Annotated in this window: 23 protein-coding genes; 11 read left to right on the forward strand and 12 right to left on the reverse strand. The window is 71.1% G+C overall.

Annotated elements, in window-relative coordinates:
- The first annotated feature begins 72 nt into the window (after positions 1–72).
- Together I2W78_RS10815 and I2W78_RS10820 are read left to right on the forward strand one after the other, a co-directional pair.
- Positions 73–1935 carry a lectin gene (locus I2W78_RS10815; protein ID WP_196459014.1) on the forward strand — a complete coding sequence of 621 codons (1863 nt, stop codon included), beginning with the start codon at positions 73–75 and terminating at the stop codon, positions 1933–1935.
- A gap of 92 nt (positions 1936–2027) precedes the next feature.
- On the forward strand, positions 2028–2630 hold the full coding sequence (locus I2W78_RS10820; protein ID WP_196459016.1) for a GOLPH3/VPS74 family protein: 603 nt from the start codon (positions 2028–2030) through the stop codon (positions 2628–2630).
- A 35-nt stretch (positions 2631–2665) separates the two neighbouring features.
- On the opposite strand, the gene cimA is transcribed toward I2W78_RS10820, so the two are convergent.
- From cimA to ureA, 5 genes are all read right to left on the reverse strand, one after another.
- Positions 2666–4270, reverse strand: a complete 1605-nt coding sequence (gene cimA / locus I2W78_RS10825; RefSeq protein ID WP_196459018.1) for a citramalate synthase — start codon at positions 4268–4270, stop codon at positions 2666–2668.
- Positions 4271–4583: 313 nt separating this feature from the next.
- Positions 4584–5195, reverse strand: coding sequence for a TetR/AcrR family transcriptional regulator (locus tag I2W78_RS10830; protein WP_196459020.1), 612 nt, complete (start codon positions 5193–5195; stop codon positions 4584–4586).
- An 11-nt stretch (positions 5196–5206) separates the two neighbouring features.
- On the reverse strand, positions 5207–6250 hold the full coding sequence (locus I2W78_RS10835) for an agmatine deiminase family protein (RefSeq protein WP_307783666.1): 1044 nt from the start codon (positions 6248–6250) through the stop codon (positions 5207–5209).
- An 8-nt stretch (positions 6251–6258) separates the two neighbouring features.
- Positions 6259–7971, reverse strand: a complete 1713-nt coding sequence (locus tag I2W78_RS10840; protein WP_196459021.1) for an urease subunit alpha — start codon at positions 7969–7971, stop codon at positions 6259–6261.
- Positions 7968–8672, reverse strand: a complete 705-nt coding sequence (gene ureA, locus I2W78_RS10845) for an urease subunit gamma (protein ID WP_196459022.1) — start codon at positions 8670–8672, stop codon at positions 7968–7970. Before ureA ends, I2W78_RS10840 begins: the two co-directional genes overlap by 4 nt.
- A gap of 156 nt (positions 8673–8828) precedes the next feature.
- Between ureA and I2W78_RS10850 the strand changes: the two genes are divergently transcribed.
- Positions 8829–10259, forward strand: a complete 1431-nt coding sequence (locus I2W78_RS10850) for a cytosine permease (protein ID WP_196459023.1) — start codon at positions 8829–8831, stop codon at positions 10257–10259.
- Positions 10260–10313: 54 nt separating this feature from the next.
- On the opposite strand, the gene I2W78_RS10855 is transcribed toward I2W78_RS10850, so the two are convergent.
- From I2W78_RS10855 to I2W78_RS10880, 7 genes are all read right to left on the reverse strand, one after another.
- Entirely contained in the window at positions 10314–11402 is a 1089-nt protein-coding gene (locus I2W78_RS10855) for a branched-chain amino acid aminotransferase (RefSeq protein WP_196459024.1), read from the reverse strand.
- A 262-nt stretch (positions 11403–11664) separates the two neighbouring features.
- The gene (locus I2W78_RS10860) at positions 11665–12708 is read right to left on the reverse strand and encodes a 3-isopropylmalate dehydrogenase (RefSeq protein WP_196459025.1); all 1044 of its coding nucleotides are present in this window, start codon (positions 12706–12708) and stop codon (positions 11665–11667) included.
- Between the two features lie 71 nt (positions 12709–12779).
- Positions 12780–12911: a hypothetical protein gene (locus I2W78_RS41105; RefSeq protein ID WP_269066437.1), complete on the reverse strand. Its 132-nt coding sequence runs from the start codon at positions 12909–12911 to the stop codon at positions 12780–12782.
- Positions 12912–13123: 212 nt separating this feature from the next.
- Positions 13124–13648, reverse strand: a complete 525-nt coding sequence (locus I2W78_RS10865) for a GNAT family N-acetyltransferase (RefSeq protein WP_196459026.1) — start codon at positions 13646–13648, stop codon at positions 13124–13126.
- Between the two features lie 117 nt (positions 13649–13765).
- On the reverse strand, positions 13766–14641 hold the full coding sequence (locus tag I2W78_RS10870) for an alpha/beta fold hydrolase (RefSeq protein WP_196459028.1): 876 nt from the start codon (positions 14639–14641) through the stop codon (positions 13766–13768).
- 88 nt (positions 14642–14729) lie between these two features.
- Positions 14730–16361 carry an L-glutamate gamma-semialdehyde dehydrogenase gene (pruA, locus tag I2W78_RS10875; protein WP_196459030.1) on the reverse strand — a complete coding sequence of 544 codons (1632 nt, stop codon included), beginning with the start codon at positions 16359–16361 and terminating at the stop codon, positions 14730–14732.
- Positions 16362–16398: 37 nt separating this feature from the next.
- Positions 16399–17325 carry a proline dehydrogenase family protein gene (locus I2W78_RS10880; protein WP_196459032.1) on the reverse strand — a complete coding sequence of 309 codons (927 nt, stop codon included), beginning with the start codon at positions 17323–17325 and terminating at the stop codon, positions 16399–16401.
- Between the two features lie 177 nt (positions 17326–17502).
- On the opposite strand from I2W78_RS10880, the gene I2W78_RS10885 reads away from it, so the two are divergent.
- The 8 genes from I2W78_RS10885 (at position 17503) to ectB (ending at position 26062) form a co-directional block, all read left to right on the forward strand.
- Positions 17503–18681: a PucR family transcriptional regulator gene (locus tag I2W78_RS10885; protein ID WP_196459034.1), complete on the forward strand. Its 1179-nt coding sequence runs from the start codon at positions 17503–17505 to the stop codon at positions 18679–18681.
- A gap of 170 nt (positions 18682–18851) precedes the next feature.
- Entirely contained in the window at positions 18852–19844 is a 993-nt protein-coding gene (locus I2W78_RS10890; RefSeq protein ID WP_196459035.1) for a LuxR C-terminal-related transcriptional regulator, read from the forward strand.
- 150 nt (positions 19845–19994) lie between these two features.
- Entirely contained in the window at positions 19995–20306 is a 312-nt protein-coding gene (locus I2W78_RS10895; RefSeq protein ID WP_196459036.1) for a hypothetical protein, read from the forward strand.
- A gap of 314 nt (positions 20307–20620) precedes the next feature.
- Complete coding sequence (locus I2W78_RS10900) at positions 20621–21925, forward strand: type III PLP-dependent enzyme (protein WP_230885404.1); 1305 nt, start codon at positions 20621–20623, stop codon at positions 21923–21925.
- The gene (locus I2W78_RS10905; RefSeq protein WP_307783669.1) at positions 21922–22830 is read left to right on the forward strand and encodes a 4'-phosphopantetheinyl transferase superfamily protein; all 909 of its coding nucleotides are present in this window, start codon (positions 21922–21924) and stop codon (positions 22828–22830) included. Before I2W78_RS10900 ends, I2W78_RS10905 begins: the two co-directional genes overlap by 4 nt.
- Positions 22830–24476, forward strand: coding sequence for a class I adenylate-forming enzyme family protein (locus tag I2W78_RS10910; protein WP_196459037.1), 1647 nt, complete (start codon positions 22830–22832; stop codon positions 24474–24476). Before I2W78_RS10905 ends, I2W78_RS10910 begins: the two co-directional genes overlap by 1 nt.
- 54 nt (positions 24477–24530) lie before the next feature.
- Positions 24531–24794, forward strand: a complete 264-nt coding sequence (locus tag I2W78_RS10915; RefSeq protein ID WP_196459038.1) for a phosphopantetheine-binding protein — start codon at positions 24531–24533, stop codon at positions 24792–24794.
- Entirely contained in the window at positions 24791–26062 is a 1272-nt protein-coding gene (gene ectB, locus I2W78_RS10920) for a diaminobutyrate--2-oxoglutarate transaminase (RefSeq protein ID WP_196459039.1), read from the forward strand. Before I2W78_RS10915 ends, ectB begins: the two co-directional genes overlap by 4 nt.
- The last annotated feature ends 62 nt before the right edge of the window (positions 26063–26124 follow it).

Below are 26124 nucleotides of genomic sequence, written 5' to 3' on the forward strand. Positions count from 1 at the left end.
TCCGGAGCCGTCATTTACTCACCGCTCGCACGCCCCACTTCCCCCACTCACCCCCCAGAAGGGCGGCGCACGATGAGAACACGCCTACCGGCGGCCGGCTTGCTGCTGGCCGGACTGCTGAGCGTCACGGGCATCACGCCCGCGCCCCCGGCGCACGCCGCCGGCGAGCAGATCACCGCGTACCTGACCACCACCGACGACGCCGGTGGCCGTCATGTCGTGCGCGGTCTGCAACCGCAGACCCCCTTCGCGTTCCAGCCCGGCGCGGGCGGCGGCGGTGAGAACATCACCGTCGACGAGAACACCCGCTACCAGACCTTCACCGGCGGCGGCGCCTCCTTCACGGACACCGCGGCCTGGCTGATGGACGGCAGCGGCGCGCTGTCGCAGGCCACCCGGGACGAGACCATGCGCAAGCTGTTCTCGCCGACCGAGGGCATCGGGCTGTCCTTCCTGCGCAATCCGATGGGCGGCTCGGACCTGGCCCGGTTCGGCTACACGTACGACGACATGCCGGCCGGGCAGACGGACCCCGACCTCTCCGAGTTCACGATCGCACACGATCTGCAGGACGTGGTGCCGCTGACCCGGCAGGCGCTCCAGCTGAACCCCTCGCTCACGGTGATGGCCTCGCCGTGGACCGCGCCCGCCTGGATGAAGGACAGCGGGCAGCTCAACGGGGGCTGGCTGAAGGCGGAGCACTACGGGGCCTACGCGTCGTACTTCGTGAAGTACGTGCAGGCGTACCAGGCCCAGGGCATCCCGATCGCGTACGTCACCGCGCAGAACGAGCCGACCTGCTGCTCCGGCTACCCGTCGATGAGCTGGAACGCCTCCGGGCTGCACTACTTCACCAAGAACGAGCTGCTGCCGAAGCTCCAGGCGGCGGGCCTCTCCACCAAGGTGCTGGCGCACGACTGGAACTGGGACACCTACGACGCGTACGCCGCCCAGACGGTGGACGACGCGGCGATCCGCTCGCACCCGAACTTCGGCGGCATCGCCTGGCACGGCTACGGCGGGGACGTGGCCAAGCAGACGTCGGTGCACAACCAGTACCCGCAGCTGGACGCCTTCGGCACCGAGCACTCGGGCGGCACCTGGATCGCCAACCAGCAGCGCGAGGACATGATGAACATCATCGACTACACCCGGAACTGGGCGAAGTCGGTGACGAAGTGGTCCCTCGCGCTGGACCAGAACCGGGGCCCGCACAACGGCGGTTGCGGCGTCTGCGACGGGCTGATCACCGTGCACAACGGGGACTCGCGGCACGGCCAGGTCGACTACACCGTCGAGTACTACACGATGGGTCACCTGACGAAGTTCGTCCGGCCGGGCGCCCACCGGATCGCGTCCACCGCGTCGGCGTCCGTGCCGAACGTGGCCTGGCGCAACCCGGACGGTTCCAAGGCGCTGATCGCGTACAACGACGCCTCGGCGGCGCGGACGGTGACCATCAACTGGGGCTCGCAGCACGCGACGTACACGCTGCCGGGGAAGACCTCGGCGACGTTCACCTGGTCGGGGACGCAGAGCGGTGGTGGTGACCAGTCGGGGGCCCTCGTCGGTCTGGCGGGCAAGTGCCTGGACGTGGCCGGGGGGTCGTCGGCGAACGGTACGGCCGTGCAGCTCTACGACTGCAACGGCAGCACCGCCCAGCAGTGGACCGTGCGGGCCGACGGGTCGGTGCGGGCGCTGGGCAAGTGCCTGGACGTGACGTCGGGGTCGACGGCGGACGGGGCGAAGGTGCAGCTGTACGACTGCAACGGCACGGGTGCGCAGCAGTGGTCGTACAGCTCTTCGACGGGTGATGTGGTCAACCTCGCCGCGAACAAGTGCCTCGACGTCACCGACAACTCCTCGGCGAACGGGGCGCGGGCGCAGATCTGGAGTTGCACCGGGGCCGCCAATCAGAAGTGGCGGCTGCAGTAGGGCCGCCGGGGGCGGCGGTCGGGCTGCGGATAGGCTTCAGCGGCCCCATCGTGGAGATACGGGCCGCATCGACGCCCTGACCTGGAGCCGTGATGACCACACCGCAGGATCTGCTGATCGTCGCCCTGAACGTTCCCTCCAGCCGCGAGGTGGGGCAGGGCGACCTCTCGCTCGCCCTCGCCGGAGCGGAACTGATCGACCTCGTCGAGGCCGGGGTGCTCGCCCTGGAGGACGATCGCCTGGTGCCCGGCGCCGAGCGCACCACGGGGGACCGGCTGCTGGACGAGGCGGGCGCGTCGCTCGTGCGGCAGTCGCCGTACGAGACGGTCGAGGACTGGCTGTGGCGCCGCGGGCGCGGGCTGGCCCAGGCCTATGTCGGCGCCCTGGAGGAGGAGGCGCCGACCGGCGGGACGCGCCGTCACTGGCTGCGGCGGCGCAGCGAACCGGCCGCGGCGGTGGACTCGCCCTCCCGACGCCGCGCGAACGAGCGGTGGGCCGCCCACGAGCCCGTCCTCGTGGGACTCGCGGGCACGCTGGGCGTCGGGGAGCCGCCGGCCGCGGGGGCCGACGCCCCCGGCGGGCCGTCGGCGACCGTCCTGGCCGCCGTCGACGACGCCCTGACGGAACTGGAGGCCGTCCGACAGCGCCGCCGCATCGAGGACGAGGCCTTCGACAACGTGTGGCGGGCGCCCTGACCCGGGTGTGACCGGGGTTCGTCCGGCTCTTCCGGCTACGCGGCCGGCTCCACGCCCGCGCGCAGGAGGCCGTACGTGTACGCGTCCTCCAGGGCCTGCCAGGAGGCGGCGATGACGTTTTCCGCGACACCCACCGTCGACCACTCGCCCGCTCCGTCGGAGGTGGCGATGAGGACGCGGGTGGTGGACTGGGTGCCGTGCTTGCCCTCCAGGATGCGGACCTTGTAGTCGACCAGCTCCAGCTTGGCGAGCTGCGGGTAGATCTTCTCCAGTGCGACCCGGAGGGCGCGGTCCAGGGCGTTGACCGGGCCGTTGCCCTCCGCGGTCGCCACGATGCGCTCGCTCTTGGCCCACAGCTTCACCGTGGCCTCGTTGGCGTGGCTGCCGTCGGGGCGGTCCTCGACGATCGCGCGCCAGGACTCGACGTCGAAGTACTTGAGCGGCCTGCCCTCGACCTCGCCGCGCAGCAGCAGCTCGAAGGAGGCGTCCGCCGCCTCGTAGGTGTAGCCCTTGAGTTCGCGTTCCTTCACGCGCTCCACGACCCGGCCGACCAGCTCGCGGTCGCCGCCCAGGTCGATGCCGAGCTCCTTGCCCTTGAGCTCGACGGAGGCGCGGCCCGCCATGTCGGAGACCAGCATCCGCATGGTGTTGCCGACCCGTTCGGGGTCGATGTGCTGGTACAGGTCCGGGTCGACCTTGATGGCGGAGGCGTGCAGGCCCGCCTTGTGCGCGAACGCGGAGACGCCGACGTAGGGCTGGTGGGTGGAGGGGGTGAGGTTCACGACCTCGGCGATCGCGTGGGAGATCCTCGTCATCTCGCGGAGGTGGCCGTCCGGGAGGACCTTCTTGCCGTACTTCAGCTCCAGGGCCGCCACGACCGGGAACAGGTTGGCGTTGCCGACGCGCTCGCCGTAGCCGTTCGCCGTGCACTGGACGTGGGTCGCGCCCGCGTCCACGGCGGCGAGGGTGTTGGCGACGGCGCAGCCGGTGTCGTCCTGGGCGTGGATGCCGAGGCGGGCGCCGGTGTCGGCGAGGACCGTCGAGACGACCGCCTGGACCTGGGCGGGGAGCATGCCGCCGTTGGTGTCGCAGAGGATCACGACGTCGGCGCCGGCCTCGGACGCCGTACGGACGACGGCCTTGGCGTACTCGGGGTTGGCGCGGTAGCCGTCGAAGAAGTGCTCGCAGTCGACGAAGACCCGGCGGCCCTGCTCGCGCAGGTAGGACACCGTGTCGCGGACCATCTCCAGGTTCTCGTCCAGGGTGGTGCGCAGGGCGAGCTCGACGTGCCGGTCGTGGGACTTGGCGACCAGGGTGATCACCGGGGCACCGGACGCCAGGAGCGCCTTGACCTGCGGGTCCTCGCTCGCCTTCGCCCCGGCGCGGCGGGTGGCGCCGAAGGCGACCAGCTGGGCGTGGCGGAACTGGATCTCCTGCTGGGCGCGGGCGAAGAACTCGGTGTCCCTCGGGTTGGCGCCCGGCCAGCCGCCCTCGATGAAGCCCACGCCGAACTCGTCCAGGTGCCGTGCGATGGCCAGCTTGTCCGCGACGGTGAGGTTGATGCCCTCCCGCTGGGCGCCGTCTCGCAGGGTGGTGTCGAAGACGTGGAACGAGTCGTCGAGCTCGCTGGTTTCCGTCATGGTCTGAAGGCTCCTGAGGTATGGATCTCGGTCTGTACCGGAATGACCGGCTCCACCGTCCCCTATGATCCCTCGCGCTGAGCTCCCGGCTGAAGGTGGGCCAGAAAAGCGAAAAACCTCTCGCGGGTGCGAGAGGTCTGCGCGCGGGTCGAGGACGACGGTGGCCGCCCGTACGTGGTCGTACGTGGCGGTCACTGCGGACCGGCGCGCCTGCTGCCAATAATCATCGTGGCGAACGAGAGCACGGGGGCAGTTTGGCACAAGCCGCCCCCGGTCTCACTCGCGTCTCAGGATGCGGGCGGTAATCCCACCGTCACGCGTCGCCCCGGGCCAGCCCGTCGTCCAGGAACTCCCGTACGTGGTGCAGGATCTGCGCCCGGTCCGTGCCCCGCAGCCCGATCGCCACGTGGATGGAGAACCCGTCGAGCAGCGCCCGCAACCGGGCGGCGAACCGGTCGGGATCGACGGGGCGGAACTCGCCCCGCGAGACCCCCTCGGCGATCAGCGCGACCAGGTCGCGGTGCCAGGCGCCCTCGATGGCGGCCTGCCGGGCGCGGGCGTCGTCGTCGGCGTTCTGCGAGCGGTTCCAGACCTCCAGCCAGAGCGTCCAGTGCGGGTCGCGGTGACCGTCGGGCACGTACAGGTCGACGTAGGCGTCGAGCCGTTCCCGGGCGTCACCGCCACGGCTGAGCAGCCGCCCGCGCTCGGCGCCCAGCCGCCCCTCGCTCCACTCCAGGGTCTGCAGCAGCAGTTCGTCCTTGCTGTGGAAGTAGTAGAGGAGGTGCCCGCTGCTCATCCCCACCTCACGGCCCAGCGCCGCCATGGTGAGCTTCTCCAGACCGCGCTCGGCGATCATCTCCATGGCGGCGGCGAGGACGTCCTCGCGGGGCGGTGCGTTCTTCCGCGCGCGAGCCGCACCGGCCATCCCTGACTCCTCTAGATCTTCGGCTGCTGCTGGGTGATGCAGTGGATGCCTCCACCCCCCGCGAAGATCGTACGGGCGTCCACCAGTGTCACCGTCCGCTCCGGGAACAGGCGGCGGAAGATGCCCGCCGCGATCTCGTCGCGGGGGTCGTCGAAACCGCAGAGCACCACACCGCCGTTGCAGAGGTAGTGGTTGATGTAGGAGTAGTCGGCCCAGTGGCCGTCGGCCTCCAGGACGGTCGGGGCGGGTACCTCGACGACCTCCAGGCTGCGGCCGCGCGCGTCGGTGGCGGACTTCAGGATGCCGATGACCTCCTTGGTGACCTCGTGGTCGGGGTGCGCGGGGTCCGGCTGGTGGTGGGCGACGACGACACCGGGGCGGGCGAAGGCTGCGACGATGTCGACGTGGCCCAGGGTGCCGAAGCCGTACGGCGGGTAGTCGCCGGTGAGGCCTCGGGGCAGCCAGATGGCCTTGCGGGTGCCGAGGTGGGCGTGGATCTCGGCCTCGACCTCCGCCCGCGTCCAGCCCGGGTTGCGCTCGGGGCCGAGTTGGACCGTGTCCGTCAGCAGGACCGTGCCCTCGCCGTCGACGTGGATCGCGCCGCCCTCGTTGACGAGTTTCGAGGCGTACGTCTTCGCCGAACCCGCGAGGTCCGCGACATACGCGGCGATCTTCGCGTCGTGCTCCCAGCGGGCCCAGTCCTGGGCGCCCCAGCCGTTGAACGTCCAGTCGACGGCGGCGAGTTCGCCCTTGCCATTGGTGAGGAAGGTGGGGCCGATGTCCCGCATCCACGCGTCGTCGAGGTCGCGCTCGACGGTGTCGACGCCCGGCCCGAGGAGGGTCTGGGCCTGAGCCGACTGGCCGGGGCCGCACACGACCGTCACCGGTTCGAAGCGGAGGATCGCGCGGGCCACCGACGCCCAGGCCATGCGGGAGAGGATCAGGTCGTCCGGGTCGTCGAAGGTGGGGTTCGGGCCCGGCCACGCCATCCAGGTGCGCTCGTGCGGGGTCCACTCGGCGGGCATGCGGAAGCCGTCGGATGCGGGGGTGCTCACAGGGTTCCTCACAGGAAGTACAGGCGGTTGAGGGAGACGGACTCGGCCGGTTGGGAGCGCAGCGGGTCGCCGTCGAGGGTGACCAGTCCGGTGCGCTGGTCGACGTCGACCTGTCCGGTACGGGAGTTCAGGCGCAGGTCGGCCGGGCCGATGCCGCGCGTGCCGCGCACGGCGACCCTGCGGCGGCGGGTCGGCATGGTGTCGTGGCCCTGGTCGAGGGCGGCCTGGGCGACGAACGCGACCGAGATGTCGGCGGGCGTGGCGCCGTGCGCGCCGAACTGCGGGCCGAGGACGAGGGGTTCGCAGGTGTCGGTGGCCGCGTTGGGGTCGCCGACCACGCCGTACGCCGGGAAGCCGGCCTTGAGCACCAGCTGCGGCTTGGCGCCGAAGTACTCCGGGCGCCACAGCACGATGTCGGCGAGCTTGCCGACCTCGATCGACCCGACCTCGTGCGAGAGGCCGTGCGCGATGGCGGGGTTGACGGTCAGCTTGGCCATGTAGCGCAGGACGCGCTCGTTGTCGTGGTCGGCGTCCGGGGCGCCGAGTTCGGCCTTCATCTTCCCGGCCATGGCGAACGTACGGCGGACCGTCTCGCCGGCGCGGCCCATGCCCTGCGCGTCCGACGAGGTGATGCCGATCGCGCCCAGGTCGTGCAGCACGTCCTCGGCGCCCATGGTCCCGGCGCGGATGCGGTCGCGGGCCATGGCGGCGTCGCCGGGCAGGTCGGTCTTCAGGTCGTGGACGGAGACGATCATGCCGTAGTGCTCGGCGACCGCGTCCCGGCCGAAGGGCAGGGTGGGGTTGGTGGAGGAGCCGATGACGTTGGGCACCCCGGCCATCTTCAGCACGTTCGGGACGTGTCCGCCGCCGCAGCCCTCGATGTGGAAGGCGTGGATGGTGCGGCCCTCCAGAACGCGCAGGGTGTCCTCCACCGACAGGCATTCATTCAGCCCGTCGCTGTGCAGGGCGACCTGGACGTCGTGCTCCTCGGCGACGCGCAGCGCGGTGTCCAGCGCACGCGTGTGCGCCCCCATGTCCTCGTGCACCTTGAAGCCGGACGCGCCGCCCTCGGCCAGCGCCTCGATCAGGGGCGCCTCGTGGGACGACGAACCCCGGCCGAGGAAGCCGATGTTGACCGGCCAGGCGTCGAAGGCGTTGAAGGCGTGCTTCAGCGCCCAGGGAGAGTTGACGCCGACGCCCCACACCGGCCCGAACTCCTGCCCGATGATCGTGGTCACGCCGGACGCCAGAGAGGCCTCCATGATCCGCGGCGACAGCAGGTGGACGTGGGTGTCGACGGCCCCGGCGGTGGCGATGAGGCCCTCGCCGGACACGATCGACGTGCCCGTGCCGACCACGACGTCGACTCCGTCGAGGGTGTCGGGGTTGCCGGCCCGCCCGATCGAGCAGATCCGGCCCTCGCGGATGCCGATGGAGACCTTGCGGATCCCCTGTACCGCGTCGATCACGACGACGTTGCTGATCACGACGTCACAGGTCTCCCGGACGGCCGCCGCCTTGAGGTGCAGTCCGTCGCGCGCGGTCTTGCCGAAACCGGCGAGGAACTCGTCGCCGTACCGCTGGGAGTCGGACTCCACGCGGATCGTCAGGCCGGAGTCGCCGAGGCGGATCCGGTCGCCCGCGCGCGGGCCGTGGGTGGCCGCGTACTCGTACGGGGTGAGACGGCGGGCTTCGGCCGGGTGGCCTCCGGGGCGGCTCATCGCTCGACCTCCTGGTCAGTGGTTCCTGATACGCCGAGATAGCCGCAGGCGGCGGCCCGGCGCAGGGCCTCCTCCTTCGCCCCCGGCGCGTCCAGCGCCCCGTCGACGAGCCCGGCGAAACCGATGGCGATCCGCTCGCCCCCGATCGGCACGAGCCCGACCTCGGACGACTCCCCCGGCCCGAACCGCACCGACGACCCGGCCGGCACGGCGAGCCGCATGCCGTAGGCCCGCCCGCGGTCGAAGTCGAGGCGCGGGTTGGCCTCGAAGAAGTGGAAGTGGGAGGTGACGGAGACCGGCACGGTCGCGGTGTTGGTGACGGTCAGCCGCACGACCGCCTCGGGCTCGGGGTGCTCCGGACCGGGCAGCAGCGCGCCCGGCGCCCGCTCCCCCAGCCCGCCCCCGATGGGGTCGGACACGACCGCGAGCCGTGAGCCGTCGTCGAAGACGGCCTCGACATGCACCTCGGTCACGACGTCGGCGACGCCCGGCAGGACGTCGTCCGGTCCGAGCACCGAGCGGGCCCGCTCGATGGCCTCGGCGAGCCGGGCGCCGTCGCGGGCGGCCTCGCAGACGGTGTCCGCGATGAGTGCGGTGGCCTCCGGCACGTTCAGCCGGAGGCCACGGGCCTTGCGGGACCGGGCCAGCTCGGCGGCCGAGAACAGCAACAGCCGGTCACGCTCCGTGGGGGTCAGTCTCATGACGCGGGCACCTCCTTGTCATCCCCGATTTAGAACATCACTCTAAACATCAGATTCCCTGAACGGAAGCGTTGACGGATGTGGACGACGGACGCCACATTGAGCACCGCTCAAACTTGCCCCAAGAACCTGGCGGCCGTCGAAGGAGACCAGCCCATGCCGATGGAACAGCGCGGAGTCGACACCATCCCCGACGAGGAACGCACCAGCACACCGCGTGACCTCGTCTCGATCCTGCTCGGCTCCAACCTCTGCCTCGGAGTGATCGTCTTCGGCTGGCTGCCGCCGTCCTTCGGGCTCGACTGGTGGGGATCGGTGAGCGCGATCCTGGTCGGCACGGTCGTCGGCACGGCCGTCACGGCACCGCTCGCCCTGATCTCCCTGCGCACCGCCACCAACCTGTCGACGTCCTCCGGCGCCCAGTTCGGCGTACGCGGCCGACTGGTCGGCTCGATCGTCGGGCTGCTGCTCGCCCTCGGCTACACCGCGCTGACCGTGTGGATCGGCGGCGATGTCACGGTGCGCGTACTGGAACGCCTCTTCGGGCTCCCGGCGAGCGAACTGTCGTACGGCGTGGTCTACGCACTGCTGGCCGCGGCCACCGTCGCGGGCGCGGTCTACGGCTACCGCGTGCTCCTCGCCCTGTCCCGCGTCCTCGCGATCGGCATGACCGGCCTGCTGGCCCTCGGACTCATCGCCTACGCCCCCGGCTTCACCACCGGCGCGCTCCCGGAGGCGGGCGGCTATCTGCTCGGCGGTTTCTGGCCGACGTGGGTGCTGGCGACGGTGGCCGCGGGCCTGTCCGGCCCGATCGCCTTCATCACGCTCCTCGGCGACTACACCCGCTACATCTCCCCGGCCCGCCACTCCTCCCGCCGGGTACTGCGCGCGACGTGGCTGGGCCTGCTGCTCGGGCTGCTGGTCCCGCAGCTCTTCGGCACCTTCACCTCGTACGCCGCCCGCGCCGCCCTCGACTACGCCGGGCCGCTGGTCACGGCCTCCCCGACCTGGTACCTGATCCCGCTGCTGCTGGCCGCCTCCGCCGGTTCGGTCGGCAACGCCGGGCTGATGCTCTACTCCATGGGCCTCGACCTGGACGCCATCCTGCCCCGCGCCTCCCGCGCCCGGGCCACCTGCGCGGTCGCGGTCCTCGCCACCGCCTGCGTCTTCGCCGGGCACTTCGCCTGGGAGGCACAGGCCGCGATGACGTCGTTCGTACTGCTGCTGACGGCCATCGGCACGCCGTGGGCGGTGATCACCCTGATCGGCTTCGTCCGCTGCGGCGGGATGTACGACGCGGAGGCACTCCAGGTGTACAACCGCCGGGCGCGAGGCGGGGCGTACTGGTACCGCAGCGGCTGGAACGTTCCGGCGACGGTGTCCTGGGCGCTGGGCGCGGTGGTGGGGGTGCTGGGGGTGTCACTGCCGTCGTACGAGGGCCCGTTGCTGGCGGTGACGGGCGGGGTGGATTGCAGCTTCCTGCTGTCCGGGCTCGTGGGCGGCGCGGTCTACCTGCTGCTGCCGCAACGGGCGAGGGCCGCCGAGGAGGAGAACTCCACGACGGCCCAAGCTACAGCCGACCTCTAGGGGCGCGGGGAACTGCGCGACCAGCCACAGACGGCCCGCACCCGGCGAACCCGCTCAGCCGATCTGGTGCATCCACCCGTGCTTGTCCGGGGTGGTCCCCCGCTGAAGGTCGAGCAGAGCCTGGCGAAGACGCAGCGTGACCTCACCCGGCTTCCCACCCGACTGCGTCCACTCGGCGCCGTCCCGCTTGACGGTGCCGACCGGCGTGATCACCGCAGCCGTACCGCAGGCGAAGACCTCGGTAAGGCCCCCGTTCTCGGAGTCCCGCTGCCACTGCTCGACGGACACCCGCCCCTCCTCGGCCTCGTAACCGAGATCACGCGCGACGGCGAGCAGGCTGTCACGGGTGACGCCCTCCAGGATGGAGCCGGTGAGGGTGGGCGTGACGATCTTGTTGCCGTACACGAAGTACAGGTTCATGCCGCCGAGTTCCTCGACCCACTTGTGCTCGACCGCGTCGAGGTAGCAGACCTGGTCGCAGCCCTGCTTGGCCGCCTCCGCCTGCGCGAGCAACGACGCGGCGTAGTTGCCGCCGGTCTTGGCGTCGCCCATGCCGCCGGGGACGGCGCGGACGCGGTCCTCGGAGACCCAGATCGAGACCGGCTTGACGCCGCCCGGGAAGTAGGCGCCGGCCGGGGAGGCGATGACGAGGAAGAGGTACTCGTTGGCGGGCTTCACGCCCAGCCCGACCTCGGTGGCGATCATGAAGGGGCGCAGGTAGAGGGACTCCTCGCCGCCGTGCGCCGGGACCCACGCCTTGTCCTGGCGGACCAGCGCGTCACAGGCCTCGACGAACGTCTCGACCGGCAGCTCGGGCATCGCGAGCCGGCGCGCGGAGCGCTGGAAGCGCAGGGCGTTCTGGTCCGGGCGGAAGGTCGCGACGGAACCGTCGGGCTGCCGGTAGGCCTTGAGGCCCTCGAAGATCTCCTGCGCGTAGTGCAGGACCGTGGTGGCGGGGTCGAGGGAGATCGGCGCGTACGGGACGAGCTGTCCGTCGTGCCAGCCGCGGCCCTCGGTCCACTTGATGGTGACCATGTGGTCGGTGAAGTGGCGGCCGAAGCCGGGGCTGGCGAGGATCGCCTCGCGCTCCGCGTCGGAGAGCGGATTGGCGGAGGGCTTGAGCTCGATCGTGGGCGTCGTCATGTGGTTGTCCTTCACCGGTTGTAGTGACGGGCCGCGCTCACGCCCGTACTGCCAGTGGCCAGTGCTAGGACGTCCGAGCATTCCCTCATTCCGCGGCTCCGCGTTCGATTATCGCGCGCGGGTTGCCGTGGAACTAAAACGGCATGAATGCGGCCCAGGGGTTGATGGTCGCACCCGGCGGGGACAGTGAAAAGCCGCCGGGTGCGGATTGCGACCCGGCGGCTGTCGAAATGATCTGTCAGATTTCGAGGAGCGCGGCGGGTCAGCCGGCTACTCGTACGGCGAGCGCGTCGCCGATCTCCGAGGTGCTGCGGGCCGGCTTGCCGACTCGCTCGGCGAGGTCGGCGGCGACGGCCTCCTCGATCCGGGTCGCCTCGGCCTCGTGGCCGAGGTGGCGCAGCAGCAGGGCGACGGACAGGACCGTGGCGCTGGGATCGGCCTTGCCCTGACCGGCGATGTCGGGCGCCGAGCCGTGCACGGGCTCGAACATCGAGGGGAACTCGCCGGACGGGTTGATGTTCCCGCTCGCGGCGACGCCGATGCCGCCGGAGACGGCCGCGGCGAGGTCGGTGATGATGTCGCCGAAGAGGTTGTCGGTGACGATGACGTCGAAGCGCTCGGGCTGGGTGACCAGGTAGATGGTGGCCGCGTCGACGTGCATGTACTCGGTGGTGACCTCGGGGTACTCCTCGGCCACCTTGTTGAAGACGTTCGTCCACAGGTGACCCGCGAAGGTCAGCACGTTGTTCTTGTGGATGAGCGCGATCTTCTTGCGCGGGCGGGCCTGCGCGCGGGCGAAGGCGTCGCGGACCACGCGCTCGACGCCGTACGCCGTGTTGACGGACACCTCGGTGGCGACCTCGTGCTCGGTGCCCTTCCTGATGGTGCCGCCGTTCCCGGTGTACGGGCCCTCGGTGCCCTCGCGGACGACCACGAAGTCGATCTCCGGCTGGCCGGCGAGCGGGGTGGCGACACCCGGAAGGAGCTTCGACGGACGCAGGTTGACGTGGTGGTCGAAGGCGAAGCGGAGCTTGAGCAGGAAGCCGCGCTCCAGGACGCCGGAGGGGACGCTCGGGTCGCCGATGGCGCCCAGCAGGATGGCGTCGTGCTTCTTCAGGGCGTCGAGGTCGGCGTCGGTGAGGGTCTCACCGGTGGCGTGGTAGCGCCGGGCGCCGAAGTCGTACTCCTTCGTCTCCAGCTTCACATCCTGCGGGAGGGCGGCGGAGAGGACCTTCAGGCCTTCGGCCACGACCTCCTGGCCGATGCCGTCACCGGGGATCACTGCGAGATTGAGGCTGCGAGACATGCCGGGCACCCTACTCCTCGTCCCAGGTGATGACATCGGACGTCCGCGATACGGACACGCGAGGGTCGGCCTCAGTGGCCGGTCTCGCCGCCGTTGTCGCGACGGTCGAGGGCGCGCTGGAGAGCGGCTGCGGCGTTCTTGCGGTCGGACTCACTCGCACGGGAGATGTGACGGACTCGGCGGCGGACGGTCGTCTCGGCCATGGGAAATCGACTCCTTCAACAACGTGGAGTACGGCAGGGGGTTTCGAGACGCCGGGCGGGGAGCGGTGCCGCAGGGGTTGCCTGCACGGGGCCCGGCTCACGACCGCCATTCGCTGGATCGAGCGAGACGTTCGGCTCCTACAAAGTTAAGCGAGGACGGAGCGCCTGTCTGCACAATTACTCGGACTTCCTACTATCTGAGACGGGCCAGGTCAGAGCACATCTCCATCCCGCCAGTCGAAGATCAGCTCGCCCTTTGGGTCGGCGGGTGCGGGCCACACGTAGGTGGAGCCCTCCTCGTCGGGCAGCCGGACGACGCCGTCCGGGCCGAGCGCGCAGATCCGCCCGCCCCACGCCCGCCAGCCACGCGCGGTGTAGAGCAGGGCGCCGTCGTCGCTCGCGGAGAGGGCACCGAGGTCGTAGGCGCGGGTGATGATCTGTTCCAGGGCCGCCATGACCTGGCCGCCGAGCCCCCGCCGCCGGGCGTCACGCCGTACGGCGACCCCCTCGACGTATCCGACCCGCAGCCACCGCTGCCCGTGCCGCACCCGCCGCATCACGACCGCGCCGTGCGCGACGAGCCCCCGCTCGTCGTGGGCCAGGGCGTGCATGCCGCCCAGTGTGTGGTCCCAGTCCGTGTCACCGAAGTCGCCGTCGAAGGCGGCGTCGAGGAGGGCGCGGACGGCGAGCAGGTCGGCGGGCGTGAGGTCGGCGGTGTGGGCGGTGCGGATGGCCATGGGGTCAGTATCGCGAGGTCGATGGACCCGTATCCCCCGGTTTATTCCGGTCGCCCGGCGCGAACCGCACCTCCTACCGACGACTTCGACGACCCGGCCCTGCCCGAGGGCAGCCCGCTACGCCCAAGCGTCCTGTACCGCCTGCCGAAAGCCCTGTGGATCCTCGACCCAGGGCAGGTGACCGGCGCCCGGGAGGGTCACGCGCCGGACGCGGGGTAGCGCCCGCTCAAGGGAGTCCACGGCGGAGCGGGGGCGGATGTCCTGGGCGCCGTCGATGACGACGGTCGGGATGTCGAGGTCCCGGCAGGCCCGGTGGACGTCGGCCGCGCGTGTGACCTCGGCGTTCAGGGACTTGTTGCACTCGGCGTTGATGCCGAACCACGGGTCGGCCATGCGACGGGCGTGTTCCAGGCCCCGTTCGGGATCCGCGAACTCCGCCGACCACTGGAGTACCGCCCGCTCGCGGTCCTCCTCCTCGGTCAGGTGGGCGCGGGACCCCAGCTCACGCCAGCGGGCCAGGTGTTCGGGGTTCCGGCCGAGCCGGGCGAGGAGGTTCCGCTCGTAGGCGGGGTGCCAGGCGGCGTCCGGGCCGATGCCCGCACCGGCGACGTAGACCAGCGCGTTCACGCGGCCGGGGTGGGCGAGGGCGTGGGCGAGCGCCAGCCGGGCGCCCCAGGAGTGGCCGAGCAGGGTCATGCGCCGCATGCCGAAGTGGCGGCGGACGGCGTCCAGGTCCGCCACGAAGCGGTCCGTCGTCCAGGGGCCCGCGCACCGCTCGGAGCGGCCGCAGCCCCGCTGGTCCCAGCGGATCACCGTGGCCACGTCGGCCAGCATCGCCGCGACGTCCTCGAACATGTCCCACAGGCCCGGCCCGCCGTGGCACAGCAGCAGCGGCTCGGCGCCCCGGCCCGACCGGGAGGCCCACAGCCGTACCCCGTCGTCGGCCGTCACGGTCACGGACTCCGTCTCACGCCCACTTCCCGCCCAGATCATGGGGGCAGTCTGCCCGGGCCGGACGCGCACGGGCCAGGGCGCCTCCCGGAGGGAAGGCGCCCTGGCCCGGCCGGGGTGTGACGGAACGTCAGCCCATGTGCGGGTAGGTGTAGTCGGTCGGCGGGACCAGCGTCTCCTTGATCGCGCGGGTCAGGGTCCAGCGCATCAGGTTCTGCGGGGCTCCCGCCTTGTCGTTGGTGCCGGACGCGCGGCCGCCGCCGAAGGGCTGCTGGCCGACGACGGCGCCGGTCGACTTGTCGTTGATGTAGAAGTTGCCGGCCGCGTAGCGCAGCTTCTCGGCGGTGTACGCCGCGGCCGCACGGTCGTTGGAGATCACCGAGCCGGTCAGCGCGTAGTCCGACACCGACTCCATCTGCGTCAGCATCTCCTCGTACTTGTCGTCCTCGTAGACGTGCACGGCGAGGATCGGGCCGAAGTACTCGGTGGTGAAGACCTCGTTCTCCGGGTCCTCGCACTCGATGACCGTCGGACGGACGAAGTAGCCGACCGAGTCGTCGTAGGAGCCGCCCGCGACGATCGTGCAGGTCGGGTCCTGCTTGGCACGGTCGATCGCGGCCTTGTTCTTGGCGAAGGCGCGCTCGTCGATCACGGCGCCGATGAAGTTCGACAGGTCGGTGACGTCACCCATGGTGATGTAGTCGACCTCGGCGGCGAACTCCTCCTTGAAGCCGTCGTTCCAGATGGACGCCGGGATGTAGGCGCGGGAGGTCGCGGAGCACTTCTGGCCCTGGAACTCGAAGGCACCGCGGGTCAGCGCGGTCTTCAGCACCGCACGGTCGGCCGACGGGTGGGCGACCAGGAAGTCCTTGCCGCCGGTCTCGCCGACGATGCGCGGGTAGGAGCGGTACTTGTCGATGTTGGCGCCGACCGTCTTCCACAGGTACTTGAAGGTCCTGGTCGAGCCTGTGAAGTGGATGCCGGCGAGGTCGCGGTGGACCAGGGCGACCTTGGAGACCTCGATGCCGTCGCCGGTGACGAGGTTGATGACACCCTTGGGCAGACCGGCCTCCTCCAGCAGCCGCATCAGCAGCACGGCGGCGTGGGTCTGCGTCGGGCTGGGCTTCCACACCACGACGTTGCCCATGAGGGCGGGCGCGGTGGGCAGGTTGCCCGCGATGGCCGTGAAGTTGAACGGCGTGATCGCGTAGACGAAGCCCTCCAGCGGGCGGTGGTCGAGGCGGTTCCACACGCCCGGGGAGTTGGCCGGGGGCTGCTCGGCGAGCAGGTCACGGGCGTACTTGACGTTGAAGCGCCAGAAGTCGATCAGCTCGCACGGGGTGTCGATCTCCGCCTGCTGGGCGGTCTTCGACTGGCCGAGCATGGTCGAGGCGGCCAGCGTCTCGCGCCACGGGCCGGCCAGCAGCTCGGCGGCGCGCAGGATGATCGCCGCGCGGTCGTCGAAGGACATCGCACGCCAGGCCGGCGCGGCGGCGAGGGCGGCGTCGATGGCGTCCTGCGCGTCCTGCTGGGTGGCGTTGCGGTACGTACCGAGCACGGCCTTGTGGTTGTGCGGCTGCACGACCTGGAACTCCTCGCCGCCGCCCATCCGCGTCTCACCGCCGATGGTGCAGGGCAGGTCGATGGGGTTCTCGGCCAGCTCCTTGAGCTTGACCTCCAGCCGGGCACGCTCGGGCGAGCCGGGGGCGTAGCCGTGCACCGGCTCGTTGACGGGGGTGGGGACCTGGGTCACAGCGTCCATGTGTTCCGTAACTCCTTAGTGAGCGGTGTGTGCGGGTTCAGCCCTTGGTGATGATCGACCGGGCGAAGAAGCGCAGGTTCGCCGGCTTCTCCGCAAGTCGGCGCATGAAGTAGCCGTACCAGTCGGTGCCGTACGCGGTGTAGACGCGCATGCGGTGACCTTCGGCGGCGAGCCGGAGGTGCTCCTCGCTCCGGATGCCGTACAGCATCTGGAACTCGTACTCGTCCAGCTTGCGCCCGGCGCGCCGGGCGAGCTCCTGGGCGATGGAGATCAGGCGCGGGTCGTGGGACCCGATCATCGGGTACCCCTCCCCCTCCATCAGCGTGCGCAGGACGCGCACATACGCCTTGTCGATCTCGTGCTTCTGCTGGTACGCGACCTCGGCGGGCTCCTTGTACGCACCCTTGACCAGCCGGACGCGGCTGCCGTTCGCGGCGAGGCGGCGGGCGTCGGCCTCGGTGCGGAAGAGGTAGGCCTGGATGACGCAGCCGGTCTGCGGGGCGTCCTTGCGCAGCTCCTCGTGGATGGCGAACATCGAGTCGAGGGTGGTGTGGTCCTCGGCGTCCAGCGTCACCGTCGTACCGATCTCGGCGGCGGCCTCGACGACCGGACGGACGTTGGCGAGGGCCAGCTCGTGGCCGCCCTCGAGCGCCTGGCCGAACATCGACAGCTTCACCGACATCTCGACCCGCTCGCCCAGCTCCAGCGGCTTGAGCCGGTCGACCAGCTCCAGGTAGGCGTCCCGGGCGGCGAAGGCCTGCTCACGGGTGGTGATGTCCTCGCCGACGACGTCCATCGTCAGCTCCAGGCCGCGCCCGGTGAGGCCCTCGATGATCGGGACGACGTCGTCGACCCGCTCACCCGGGATGAAGCGGTCGACGACCTGTTTCGTCCCCGGGGCCGCCGTAATCAGGCGTCGCATCCGGTCGCTGCGCGACGCGGCGAGAATCACGGGACCCAGCACGGGGCACCTCCAGAAACACAACCAACACAAGGCCGCTACCCGACGATTCGGGGACGGCACGGAGAACCACCGTGAAAACTAAGGATCCCTCCGATCGTCGGCCATCGACAGCTGTCACGCATCCGTGCCGCAGATCTCAGACAGATGTATGAAGGCCCCGGGAGTGGTCTTCGGGAAATGGGAGAGAATGCCCGGGTGACGGCCGATTACCGGGGTGACTACCAGGAGCTGGTCGACGAGATCTCCGAGCTTCTGGGCGCCCCCGCGACACTGGAGAACCGCGACTTCGAGCTGATCGCCTTCGGCGCCTACGACAGCGAGGGCGACCTCGATCCGTCGGCCCTGGACCCGGTCCGCACCCGCTCGATCCTGACCCGCCGCTCCACGGCCGCCGTCCGCGCCTGGTTCGAGGGCTTCGGCATCACCCGGGCGACCGGCCCGGTACGCATTCCGCGCACCCCGGACGCGGGGGTGCACCGGGGCCGAATCTGTCTTCCGGTACGGCACCGGGGGGTCGTCCTCGGTTACGTCTGGCTGCTCGACGGCGAGCCCGGGCCCACGGACGCCCAGCTGGCCGCCGCCATGGAGGTGACCGGCCGGATCGGCGCGCTGCTCGCCGACGAGGCGCAGGCCGGCGCCGACCTCACCCGGGAGTTCCGGGCGGTGCTGACGGCGGAGCGCGGCTGGCAGCGCGACATGGCCGTGGCCGCCCTGCGCACGGCCCTCGGCCCGCGCGGCGAGGGCCCGCACGCGGTGGTGTGCGTCGCCCCGTGGCCGTCCGCCGACCCGGAGGACGCCCCGTCGGCGCGGGCGGTACCGCACACGACGGCCCTGTGCACGATCCCGTGGGGCACGACCGGCCAGAGCCTGGCGGTGCTGGTCCGGCTGCGCTCCACGGACGTTCGCACTCCGGCGCTGACGGCGGCGGCCCGGCTGCTGAAGGGGGGTGCCCGGGCCGGCGTGGGCGACCCGCTGACCGGCCTCGCCGACCTGGGCGCGGCCTGGCAGGAGGCGACCGCCGCGGCCCGCGCGGCCCTGGCCGAACCCCGTCTCGGCCCGGTCGCCGAGTGGTCCCGCATCGGCCCGTACCGCCTGCTGACCGCCCTCCCCCCGGAGACGGCCCACGACCCCGTCATCGCCCCGCTGCTCTCCCCCGCCCACCACGAGCTGGCCCGCACGGCCGAGGTCTACCTGGACTGTGCGGGCCAGGCCGCCCGCACCGCCGCCGAACTCGGCATCCACCGGCAGACGCTGTACTACCGGCTGTCCCGGGTGGAACAGCTGACGGGCCTCGACCTGGACGACGGGGAGGACCGGTTGCTGCTGCACATGGCGCTGAAGGGGGCCCGGCTGTAAACCGCGCGGTGCCGGGAAGCGGTGCCGACGGGGTGTGGCCGGGACCAAGCGCCCCCGAAACAGGGGCGTTTGGGCGCGTGGAGTTCGGTTAGGCGCCTGAAGAAACACCAGTGCAAGCGGAGGACGGCGAGACGGAGGAACCCGCGTGGTGTCTCGGGGGGCGTTAGGACATGCTTAATGCTCTTGGCCTGGATATCGTCACCGAAGCCGTCTACCGGGGGATGCTCGCCCACCCCGAGGACGGAGCGGCGGAGCTGCGCGAACGGCTGGACCTGACGGAGGACGCCGTACGCGCCGCACTCAACCAGCTCAGCGAGATGGCCCTGATCCGCCCCGCGAGCGGGGACGAACAACGCATGCACGTGGTCGGGCCGCATGTCGCCGTCGAGATCCTGCTGGCCCGCCAGCAGGCCGAACTCGCGGCACAGCAGCAGCGGTTGGAGGAGAGCCGAGCCGCGGCGGTCCGGCTGCTGTCGGAGTCCGCGGGCCGGGATCCGGGCTCGCCCGGTGACGAGGTGGAGCACCTCAAGGGGCTCGACGACATCCGCGACCATCTGGCGGAGATGAACCGGACCGTCGAGTCGGAGCTCATGGCGTTCGCCCCGGGCGGGCCGCAGACCCCGGACAACATGCGCAGTTCCCGTCCGTTGACCGAACATCTGCTCGGCCGGGGCGTCAGCGTGCGGACGACGTATCTGGACAGCATCCGCAACGACCCGGCCACCGTCGCCCACGCCGAGTGGCTCACCTCGGTCGGTGTGCAGGTGCGCACGGTGCCCACCCTGCCCAACCGGATGATCATCGCCGACCGCCGGGTCGCGGTCATCGCCACGGACAGTGACGAGACGGCACAAGGTGCCGTCGTGCTGCGTACGCCCGGGGTGCTGGCCACGCTGTGCTCGTTGTTCGAGACCGTCTGGCAGACGGCGCGGCCGCTCGGCGCCGGTACGCCGCCGTCCTCCTCCGACGACCTCACCCCGCAGCAGCGTGAGGCCCTGCGACTGCTGGCCCAGGGAGCCACCGACGAGACCATCGCGAAACGGCTCGGCGTCTCACCCCGTACGGCGCGGCGCATCTCCACCGGCCTGATGACCCACCTGGACGCGCGCAGCCGCTTCCAGGCGGGCGTGCACGCCGCCCGAAGAGGGCTCGTCAGCGACTGATTTCCGGAAATCGACACGCCTCGCCGGTTACTGCCGGCCGGGCCGATACGCGGAAATTCGGCGGCATTTTCTGGACGGTTCGGGCCGTGGCCGGAACCGTCCAGCGATGACGCATAGTGAGAATGCGCCGAACACGGCATGGTCGATTTCATGTTTCTGGTGCATCTCACCTTCGAACCACCTCCGGCCGGTAGTCCGCTGCCGGCCGACATCGCGTTTCTGATCAGTTCCTGTGCCACTCGCGCGGAGGCGTTGGAGCACATCACCGTCCATGCGGCCGCCAGGCCGTGCCCGGTCGTCGGCCTGTTTTTGCGGTGCCCCGACCTGGCGGCCGCCGAAGCGGCGGCTGACCGGCTGTGGCGGCGCACCGTGGACCGGTATCCGCAGCTCGGGGCATGCCGGTTGCGGCGTGCGGAGGTGCCGTTGCTTCTTCCCCAGATGATCTGGACGGACCCTCCATGAGCCCCTTCGGGAGTCCCTTCACGAGCCCCGAGGCCTGAACGGGCCAGGGACGGTTGTGTCCACGGGAATCCCCTTCCCAGCGCGGCCGAGCCCGTCAAGAATCCTGTTCAACAGGAAATGAGTTCCACTGCCCGAGGGGGAAACAAAGCAATGCGCAGTCATGCTCTTTCCGTGATTTCCGCCGGCGTCCAGGCACAGATATCCGCCCGGCCCCGCACTCCCGAAATCCAGCAGACGTCCGAGGAGCCCGGCTGGCAGTAACCGGCGGTCATCGGCATGCGTACCCGCACCAGCGTGGCAGAAAGGCACCCCATATGAGCGCCGGAGCAGCCCGGATCCAGGGCCTGACCATGACCGCCCTCGCCGAGGAGTTCGGCACCCCCCTGTTCGTCTACGACACCGACGTCCTCCGCGACACCTACCGCCGGCTCCGTGAGCTGCTGCCCGAGACGGTGGACGTCTTCTACTCGCTCAAGGCCAACCCGAACATCAGCGTGTGCGCCTTCCTCGGCGCGCAGGGAGCCGGCGCCGAGGTCTCCTCCTACGCCGAGCTCGTCACCGCCCTGCGCGCCGGGGTGGCCCCGCGGGACATCATCTTCCTCGGGCCCGGCAAGGACCCGCACGAACTGGCCGCCTGCGTCGACGCCGGCATCCATGCCGTGGTCTGCGAGTCCCTGGAGGAACTGCGGCGGCTGGACGCGCTGGTGGCGCGGCGCGGGACGAGCGAACCGTGTCCGGTGCTGCTCCGCGTCAATCCGTCGTTCGGTACCCAGGGCTCGGGGCTCGCCATGGGCGGCAAGCCCCGCCAGTTCGGCATCGACGAGGACGCGGTGCGCGGGGCCAAGGAAACGCTGGCGCGCCTGTCGCACCTGCGGGTCCTGGGCGTGCACGCCTACATGGGCACGCGGTTCCTCCACCACGGCGACGTCGTGCACAACACCGCCGAGATCCTGTCCCTGGCCGAGGACCTGGCCGGCCACCTCGGAGTCCCGCTGGAGACCGTGGACTTCGGTGGCGGGCTGGGGGTGGCGTACTTCGACAACGAGGAGGACCTCGATCTCGACGCCCTCGGGGCGGGGATCCGGGACACGGTCGGCGCCTTCTCCGCACGGCACCCGAAGTGCCGGCTGATCATGGAGCTGGGCCGCTTCCTGACCGCCACGGCAGGGACGTACGTCGTCCGCGCCCGCTATGTGAAGCAGTCCATGGGCGAGTGGTTCGTCGTCGCCGACGGCGGCACCAACCACCACATGGCCGCGGTCGGCATCGGCAGCTTCGTCCGACGCAACTTCCCCGTGGCCCACCTCGACCGCCCGGCGGAGCCGACCGTACGCCCGTACACACTCACCGGGCCGCTGTGCACCCCGAACGACGTCATCGCCAAGCGGGTGGCGCTGCCCGAGGTCCGGCCGGGAGATCTGCTGGGCGTGGCGCGTTCGGGAGCCTACGGGCCGACCGCCTCACCCGGCCTCTTCCTCAGCCACGGGTTCCCCGCCGAGGTGATGGTCCATCGCGGCCGGGCCCGGCTGGTCCGGGAACGGGACACCACCGAGGACCTGCTGGCCAAGCAGCGCCTCGTCGACTTCGGCAGCGCCGCCGACCGGGCCGCGACGCCGTGAGCGGTGACCCCGTGCCGGTGGTCCGGATCGGCGTCGACGTGCTGGACCGGGACGAACTGCGCCGGCTGATCGGCTGGCCCTGGTTCCTGCGCTTCGGCTACGCCGCCGAGGAGTTGAGACGCGCCGACCGACTGGGGGCGGAGCGCCGGCTGGAGTTCCTGGCCGGGCGGTTCGCCGCCAAGGAGGCCGTGCTGAAGGTGCTCGGCACCGGGTTCCTGCACGGCGTCCCGCCGCGCGACATCTGCGTGGACCAGGACGACGACGGCGCGCCGTTGGTCCGGCTGAGGGGGCGCGCCGCAGGGCTGGGCCCGCCCGCGATCGCCCTGTCCATCACGCACAAGCAGAACGTGGTCGCGGCCGTGGCGCTCGGCACGTCCGCCCCGGCACCGCCGAGTCATGTCAGCACGTTCGGAAACACGTTCGGAAAGGAGAGTGTCGCCATGCCCGTGGCGGACACCCACGACGAGCCCGAGGCATCCGCCTTCCTCCGCGTCCGCATCGGCCAGGAGGACGCCCACTACGGCGGCGGCCTGGTGGACGGCGCCCATGTCCTGCGGCTCTTCGGCGACCTGGTCACCGAGATCACCGCCCGGACGGACGGGGACGAGGGGCTGCTCGCCGAATACACCGGCATCCGCTTCCTCGCCCCGGTGCGGCCCGGCGACTACATCGAGGCGCGGGCGCGGCTGGTCCGCAGTACCCGGCTGCGCCGCATGGTCGAACTGGAGGCGCACAAGGTCATCGAGGCCCGCCCCGAGAAGGGCGTCAGCACCGTCGAGGTCCTCGGCACGCCGGTGCTGGTGTGCACGGCCGCCGCGACGACGGTGATCCCCCTGCGCAAGGCCGGAGCGAGGAAGCCGGGCCTCGCGCCCGCCACGAAGTCCACCGCCCTGAAGGAGGCTTGATGACGTCCGTTCAGCTCGACCCGCCACCGACCGACTCCGCACGGACCGACTCCACTCGTCCCGACGCCCTGCGGCCCGACCCGATACGGACCGGCGCCACCGAGCCCCCGTCCCCCCGCCTGCTGCACGACCTCCTCGACCGGGCCGCCGACCGCTTCCCGCATGCGGTCGCCCTGAGCACCACCGGCGCCCGCGTCACCTACCTGGAGCTCGCCCGGGCCAGCGTCCGACTGGCTGGGCGGCTGCACGAGCGGGGCGCCCGCCGCGGTGACCGTGTCCTGGTGAGCGCGTCGGACGGGCTCGGCACCGCCCTCGTCGTGTACGCGGCCTCCCGGCTCGGCTGTGCTTTCAGCGTCCTGCACGAGGACGTGCGCCACGGCGCCCTGGAGCATGTCCTGCGCGACAGCGAACCCGTCGTCATGATCTGCGACGACCCCGGCGCCGGCCGCACCGCGGCGGAGCACCACGTACCCTTCCTGGCCCTCACGGAACTCGTCCGGGACGCCCTCGACGGCGAGGACCCCACCGCCGCCCCGTTCCGGGATCCCGGCACCCTCGCGGTCGATCCGGTGTGCCTCATCTACACCTCGGGGACGACGGCACTGCCCAAGGCGGTGGTGTCCACACACCAGCAGGTCCTGTTCGCGGCCACCGCCATCCAGGCCTGCCTGAACTACCGCTCCGACGACGTCGTCTACTGCCCGCTGCCGCTCTCCTTCGACTACGGCCTCTACCAGCTGTATCTGGCGGCCCTGAGCGGTGCCCGGCTCCACCTGGGCACCGCGGCGGAGGCCGGCCCGCCCCTGCTGCGCAACCTTGAGCAGACCGGCGCCACCGTCCTGCCCGGCGTCCCCTCGGTCGCCGACCGGCTGGCCTGGCTGACCCGCCGCGGCAAAGGGACCCTGGGGCGCCTCCGGCTGCTCACCAACACCGGCGCCGCCCTCCCGGAGAGCACCATGAGCGCCCTGCGTCAGGCCCTGCCTGGGCTGCGCATCCAGGTGATGTACGGCCTCACCGAATGCAAGCGCGCCGCGATCATGCCGCCGGACGGCGACCTGGAACATCCCGGGTCCTGCGGGCTGGCGCTGCCCGGCACCGAGATCCATGTGATCGGCGACGACGGCGAGCGGCTGCCGCCCGGCGAGATCGGGCAGATCGTGGTGCGCGGCCCGCACGTCATGGCCGGGTACTGGCGCCGCCCGGAACTCAACGCCGAGCGCTTCCCCCGCGCGGAGGGCCTCTTCCCCGAACTGCGCACCGGCGACTACGGCCGGCTGGACGATCAGGGCTTCCTCTACTTCTCGGGACGCCGTGACGACCTCTACAAGGAGCGCGGTTTCCGGATCAGCGCCACCGAGGTCGAGGCCGCCGCGCACCGCGTGCCGGGGTTGGCCTCCGCCGCCGTACTCCCGCCGACCGAAGGGCGCGGTGCGGTCCTCGCCGTGGTCACCGACCCGGACGCCGGCGAGATGAGCGCCGACGACGTCCGCGAGGGGATGCGGGAGCACATCGAGCCGTTCAAGATCCCCAGGCGCTGCGTCCGTCTCGACGCCCTGCCCACCAACGGCAACGGCAAGGTCGACCGGCGCGCGCTGGCCGCCCTGGTGGAGCGGGCCGCCGCCCCGCAGCCGCTCGCCGCGCAGTAGCCGGACCGGACAACCGACACCGAGCACCCCACCGAGAAACCCTGGAGGAATGTCATGGACCGTCAGAACGTCGTGATCGCCCTGGAGGCCGCTCTCACCGACGCGCTGGAGCGGCCGGTCACCGGACTGCGCGGCGACATCCGGCTCTTCGACGACCTGCACCTGGACTCGACGACCATGCTGGAGATGCTCATGGCCCTGGAGAACTCCATCGGCCTGGTCGTCGATCCGGAGGAGCTGGACGCGGACGACTTCGTCACCGTGGACACCTTCACCGACTTCGTCCTGACGACGCTGCGAAACCAGGTACCGGCATGACCATCATGCAGCCCGACCTGAGCGTCTTCACGGCCCTGGAGTCGGAGGTGCGCAGCTACTGCCGGGGCTGGCCCACCGTCTTCGCCCATGCGCGCGGCAGCCGGGTCTGGGACGAGGACGGCCACGCCTATCTCGACTTCTTCGCCGGCGCCGGGTCACTGAACTACGGCCACAACAACCCGGTCCTCAAACGGGCCCTGCTGGACTACCTGGAGTGCGACGGCCTCACCCAGGGCCTGGACATGGCCACGACCGCAAAGCGCGCCTTCCTGGAAACGTTCGGGGAGACGATCCTCGGCCCGCGGGAGCTGCCCTACAAGGTCATGTTCCCGGGGCCGACCGGCACCAACGCCGTGGAGTCCGCGCTGAAGCTGGCGCGGAAGGTGAAGGGCCGCGAGGCCATCGTGTCGTTCACCAACGCCTTCCACGGTATGTCCCTGGGCTCCCTCGCCGTGACCGGCAACGCCTTCAAACGCGCCGGCGCCGGCATCCCCCTCGTCCACGGCACGCCCATGCCCTTCGACCACTACCTCGACGGCAAGGTCCCCGACTTCCTGTGGTTCGAGCGACTCCTGGAGGACCAGGGCTCCGGCCTCAACAAACCCGCCGCCGTGATCGTCGAAACTGTCCAGGGCGAGGGCGGCATCAACGTCGCCCGACCCGAATGGCTGCGCGCGCTCGCCGAGCTGTGCGAGCGCCAGGACATGCTGCTCATCGTCGACGACATCCAGATGGGCTGCGGCCGCACCGGCGCCTTCTTCTCCTTCGAGGAAGCAGGCATCGTCCCCGACATCGTCACCGTCTCCAAGTCCATCAGCGGCTACGGACTGCCCATGTCGCTCTGCCTGTTCAAGCGCGAGCTGGACCTGTGGGAGCCGGGCGAGCACAACGGCACCTTCCGCGGCAACAACCCCGCCTTCGTCACCGCCACCGCCGCCCTGGGCGCGTACTGGGCCGAGGGCGGCGTGATGGAGAAGCAGACCCTCGCGCGCGGCGAGCAGATCGAACAGGAGTTGCGCGCGCTGTACGACGCGCACCCGTCGGAGGTGGCCGCGTTCCGGGGGCGGGGCCTGGTGTGGGGCGTCGAGTTCGGCGACCCGTCGCGGGCCGCCCGGGTCGCCGGGCGCGCGTTCGACCTCGGCCTGCTCGTCGAGACCTCCGGAGCGCAGGGCGACGTCGTCAAGATCCTCCCCGCGCTGACCATCACGCCCGACGAGCTCGACGAGGGCCTGCGCGTCCTCGCCCGCGCGGTCCGCGAAACCGCCTGAGCCAAGGGGCCGACCGCCCGACCGCCCGACCGAAAGCGCAACCGCCCGATCGAAGAAGGAGC

It is taken from the genome of Streptomyces spinoverrucosus (assembly GCF_015712165.1).
Taxonomy (GTDB): Bacteria; Actinomycetota; Actinomycetes; order Streptomycetales; family Streptomycetaceae; genus Streptomyces; species Streptomyces spinoverrucosus_A.

Excerpts from the sequence above, each read along its gene's own strand:
- I2W78_RS10820 (WP_196459016.1), top strand. The coding sequence starts at position 2,028 with ATGACCACACCGCAGGATCTGCTGATCGTCGCCCTGAACGTTCCCTCC.
- I2W78_RS10915 (WP_196459038.1), top strand. The coding sequence starts at position 24,531 with ATGGACCGTCAGAACGTCGTGATCGCCCTGGAGGCCGCTCTCACCGAC.
- I2W78_RS10910 (WP_196459037.1), top strand. The coding sequence starts at position 22,830 with ATGACGTCCGTTCAGCTCGACCCGCCACCGACCGACTCCGCACGGACC.
- I2W78_RS10895 (WP_196459036.1), top strand. The coding sequence starts at position 19,995 with ATGTTTCTGGTGCATCTCACCTTCGAACCACCTCCGGCCGGTAGTCCG.
- I2W78_RS10890 (WP_196459035.1), top strand. The coding sequence starts at position 18,852 with ATGCTTAATGCTCTTGGCCTGGATATCGTCACCGAAGCCGTCTACCGG.
- I2W78_RS10840 (WP_196459021.1), bottom strand. The coding sequence starts at position 7,971 with ATGAGCCGCCCCGGAGGCCACCCGGCCGAAGCCCGCCGTCTCACCCCG.
- I2W78_RS10860 (WP_196459025.1), bottom strand. The coding sequence starts at position 12,708 with ATGTCTCGCAGCCTCAATCTCGCAGTGATCCCCGGTGACGGCATCGGC.
- I2W78_RS10885 (WP_196459034.1), top strand. The coding sequence starts at position 17,503 with ATGGGAGAGAATGCCCGGGTGACGGCCGATTACCGGGGTGACTACCAG.
- cimA (WP_196459018.1), bottom strand. The coding sequence starts at position 4,270 with ATGACGGAAACCAGCGAGCTCGACGACTCGTTCCACGTCTTCGACACC.
- I2W78_RS10865 (WP_196459026.1), bottom strand. The coding sequence starts at position 13,648 with ATGGCCATCCGCACCGCCCACACCGCCGACCTCACGCCCGCCGACCTG.
- I2W78_RS10855 (WP_196459024.1), bottom strand. The coding sequence starts at position 11,402 with ATGACGACGCCCACGATCGAGCTCAAGCCCTCCGCCAATCCGCTCTCC.
- I2W78_RS10830 (WP_196459020.1), bottom strand. The coding sequence starts at position 5,195 with ATGGCCGGTGCGGCTCGCGCGCGGAAGAACGCACCGCCCCGCGAGGAC.
- I2W78_RS10815 (WP_196459014.1), top strand. The coding sequence starts at position 73 with ATGAGAACACGCCTACCGGCGGCCGGCTTGCTGCTGGCCGGACTGCTG.
- pruA (WP_196459030.1), bottom strand. The coding sequence starts at position 16,361 with ATGGACGCTGTGACCCAGGTCCCCACCCCCGTCAACGAGCCGGTGCAC.
- ectB (WP_196459039.1), top strand. The coding sequence starts at position 24,791 with ATGACCATCATGCAGCCCGACCTGAGCGTCTTCACGGCCCTGGAGTCG.
- ureA (WP_196459022.1), bottom strand. The coding sequence starts at position 8,672 with ATGAGACTGACCCCCACGGAGCGTGACCGGCTGTTGCTGTTCTCGGCC.
- I2W78_RS41105 (WP_269066437.1), bottom strand. The coding sequence starts at position 12,911 with ATGGCCGAGACGACCGTCCGCCGCCGAGTCCGTCACATCTCCCGTGCG.
- I2W78_RS10900 (WP_230885404.1), top strand. The coding sequence starts at position 20,621 with ATGAGCGCCGGAGCAGCCCGGATCCAGGGCCTGACCATGACCGCCCTC.
- I2W78_RS10850 (WP_196459023.1), top strand. The coding sequence starts at position 8,829 with ATGCCGATGGAACAGCGCGGAGTCGACACCATCCCCGACGAGGAACGC.
- I2W78_RS10870 (WP_196459028.1), bottom strand. The coding sequence starts at position 14,641 with ATGATCTGGGCGGGAAGTGGGCGTGAGACGGAGTCCGTGACCGTGACG.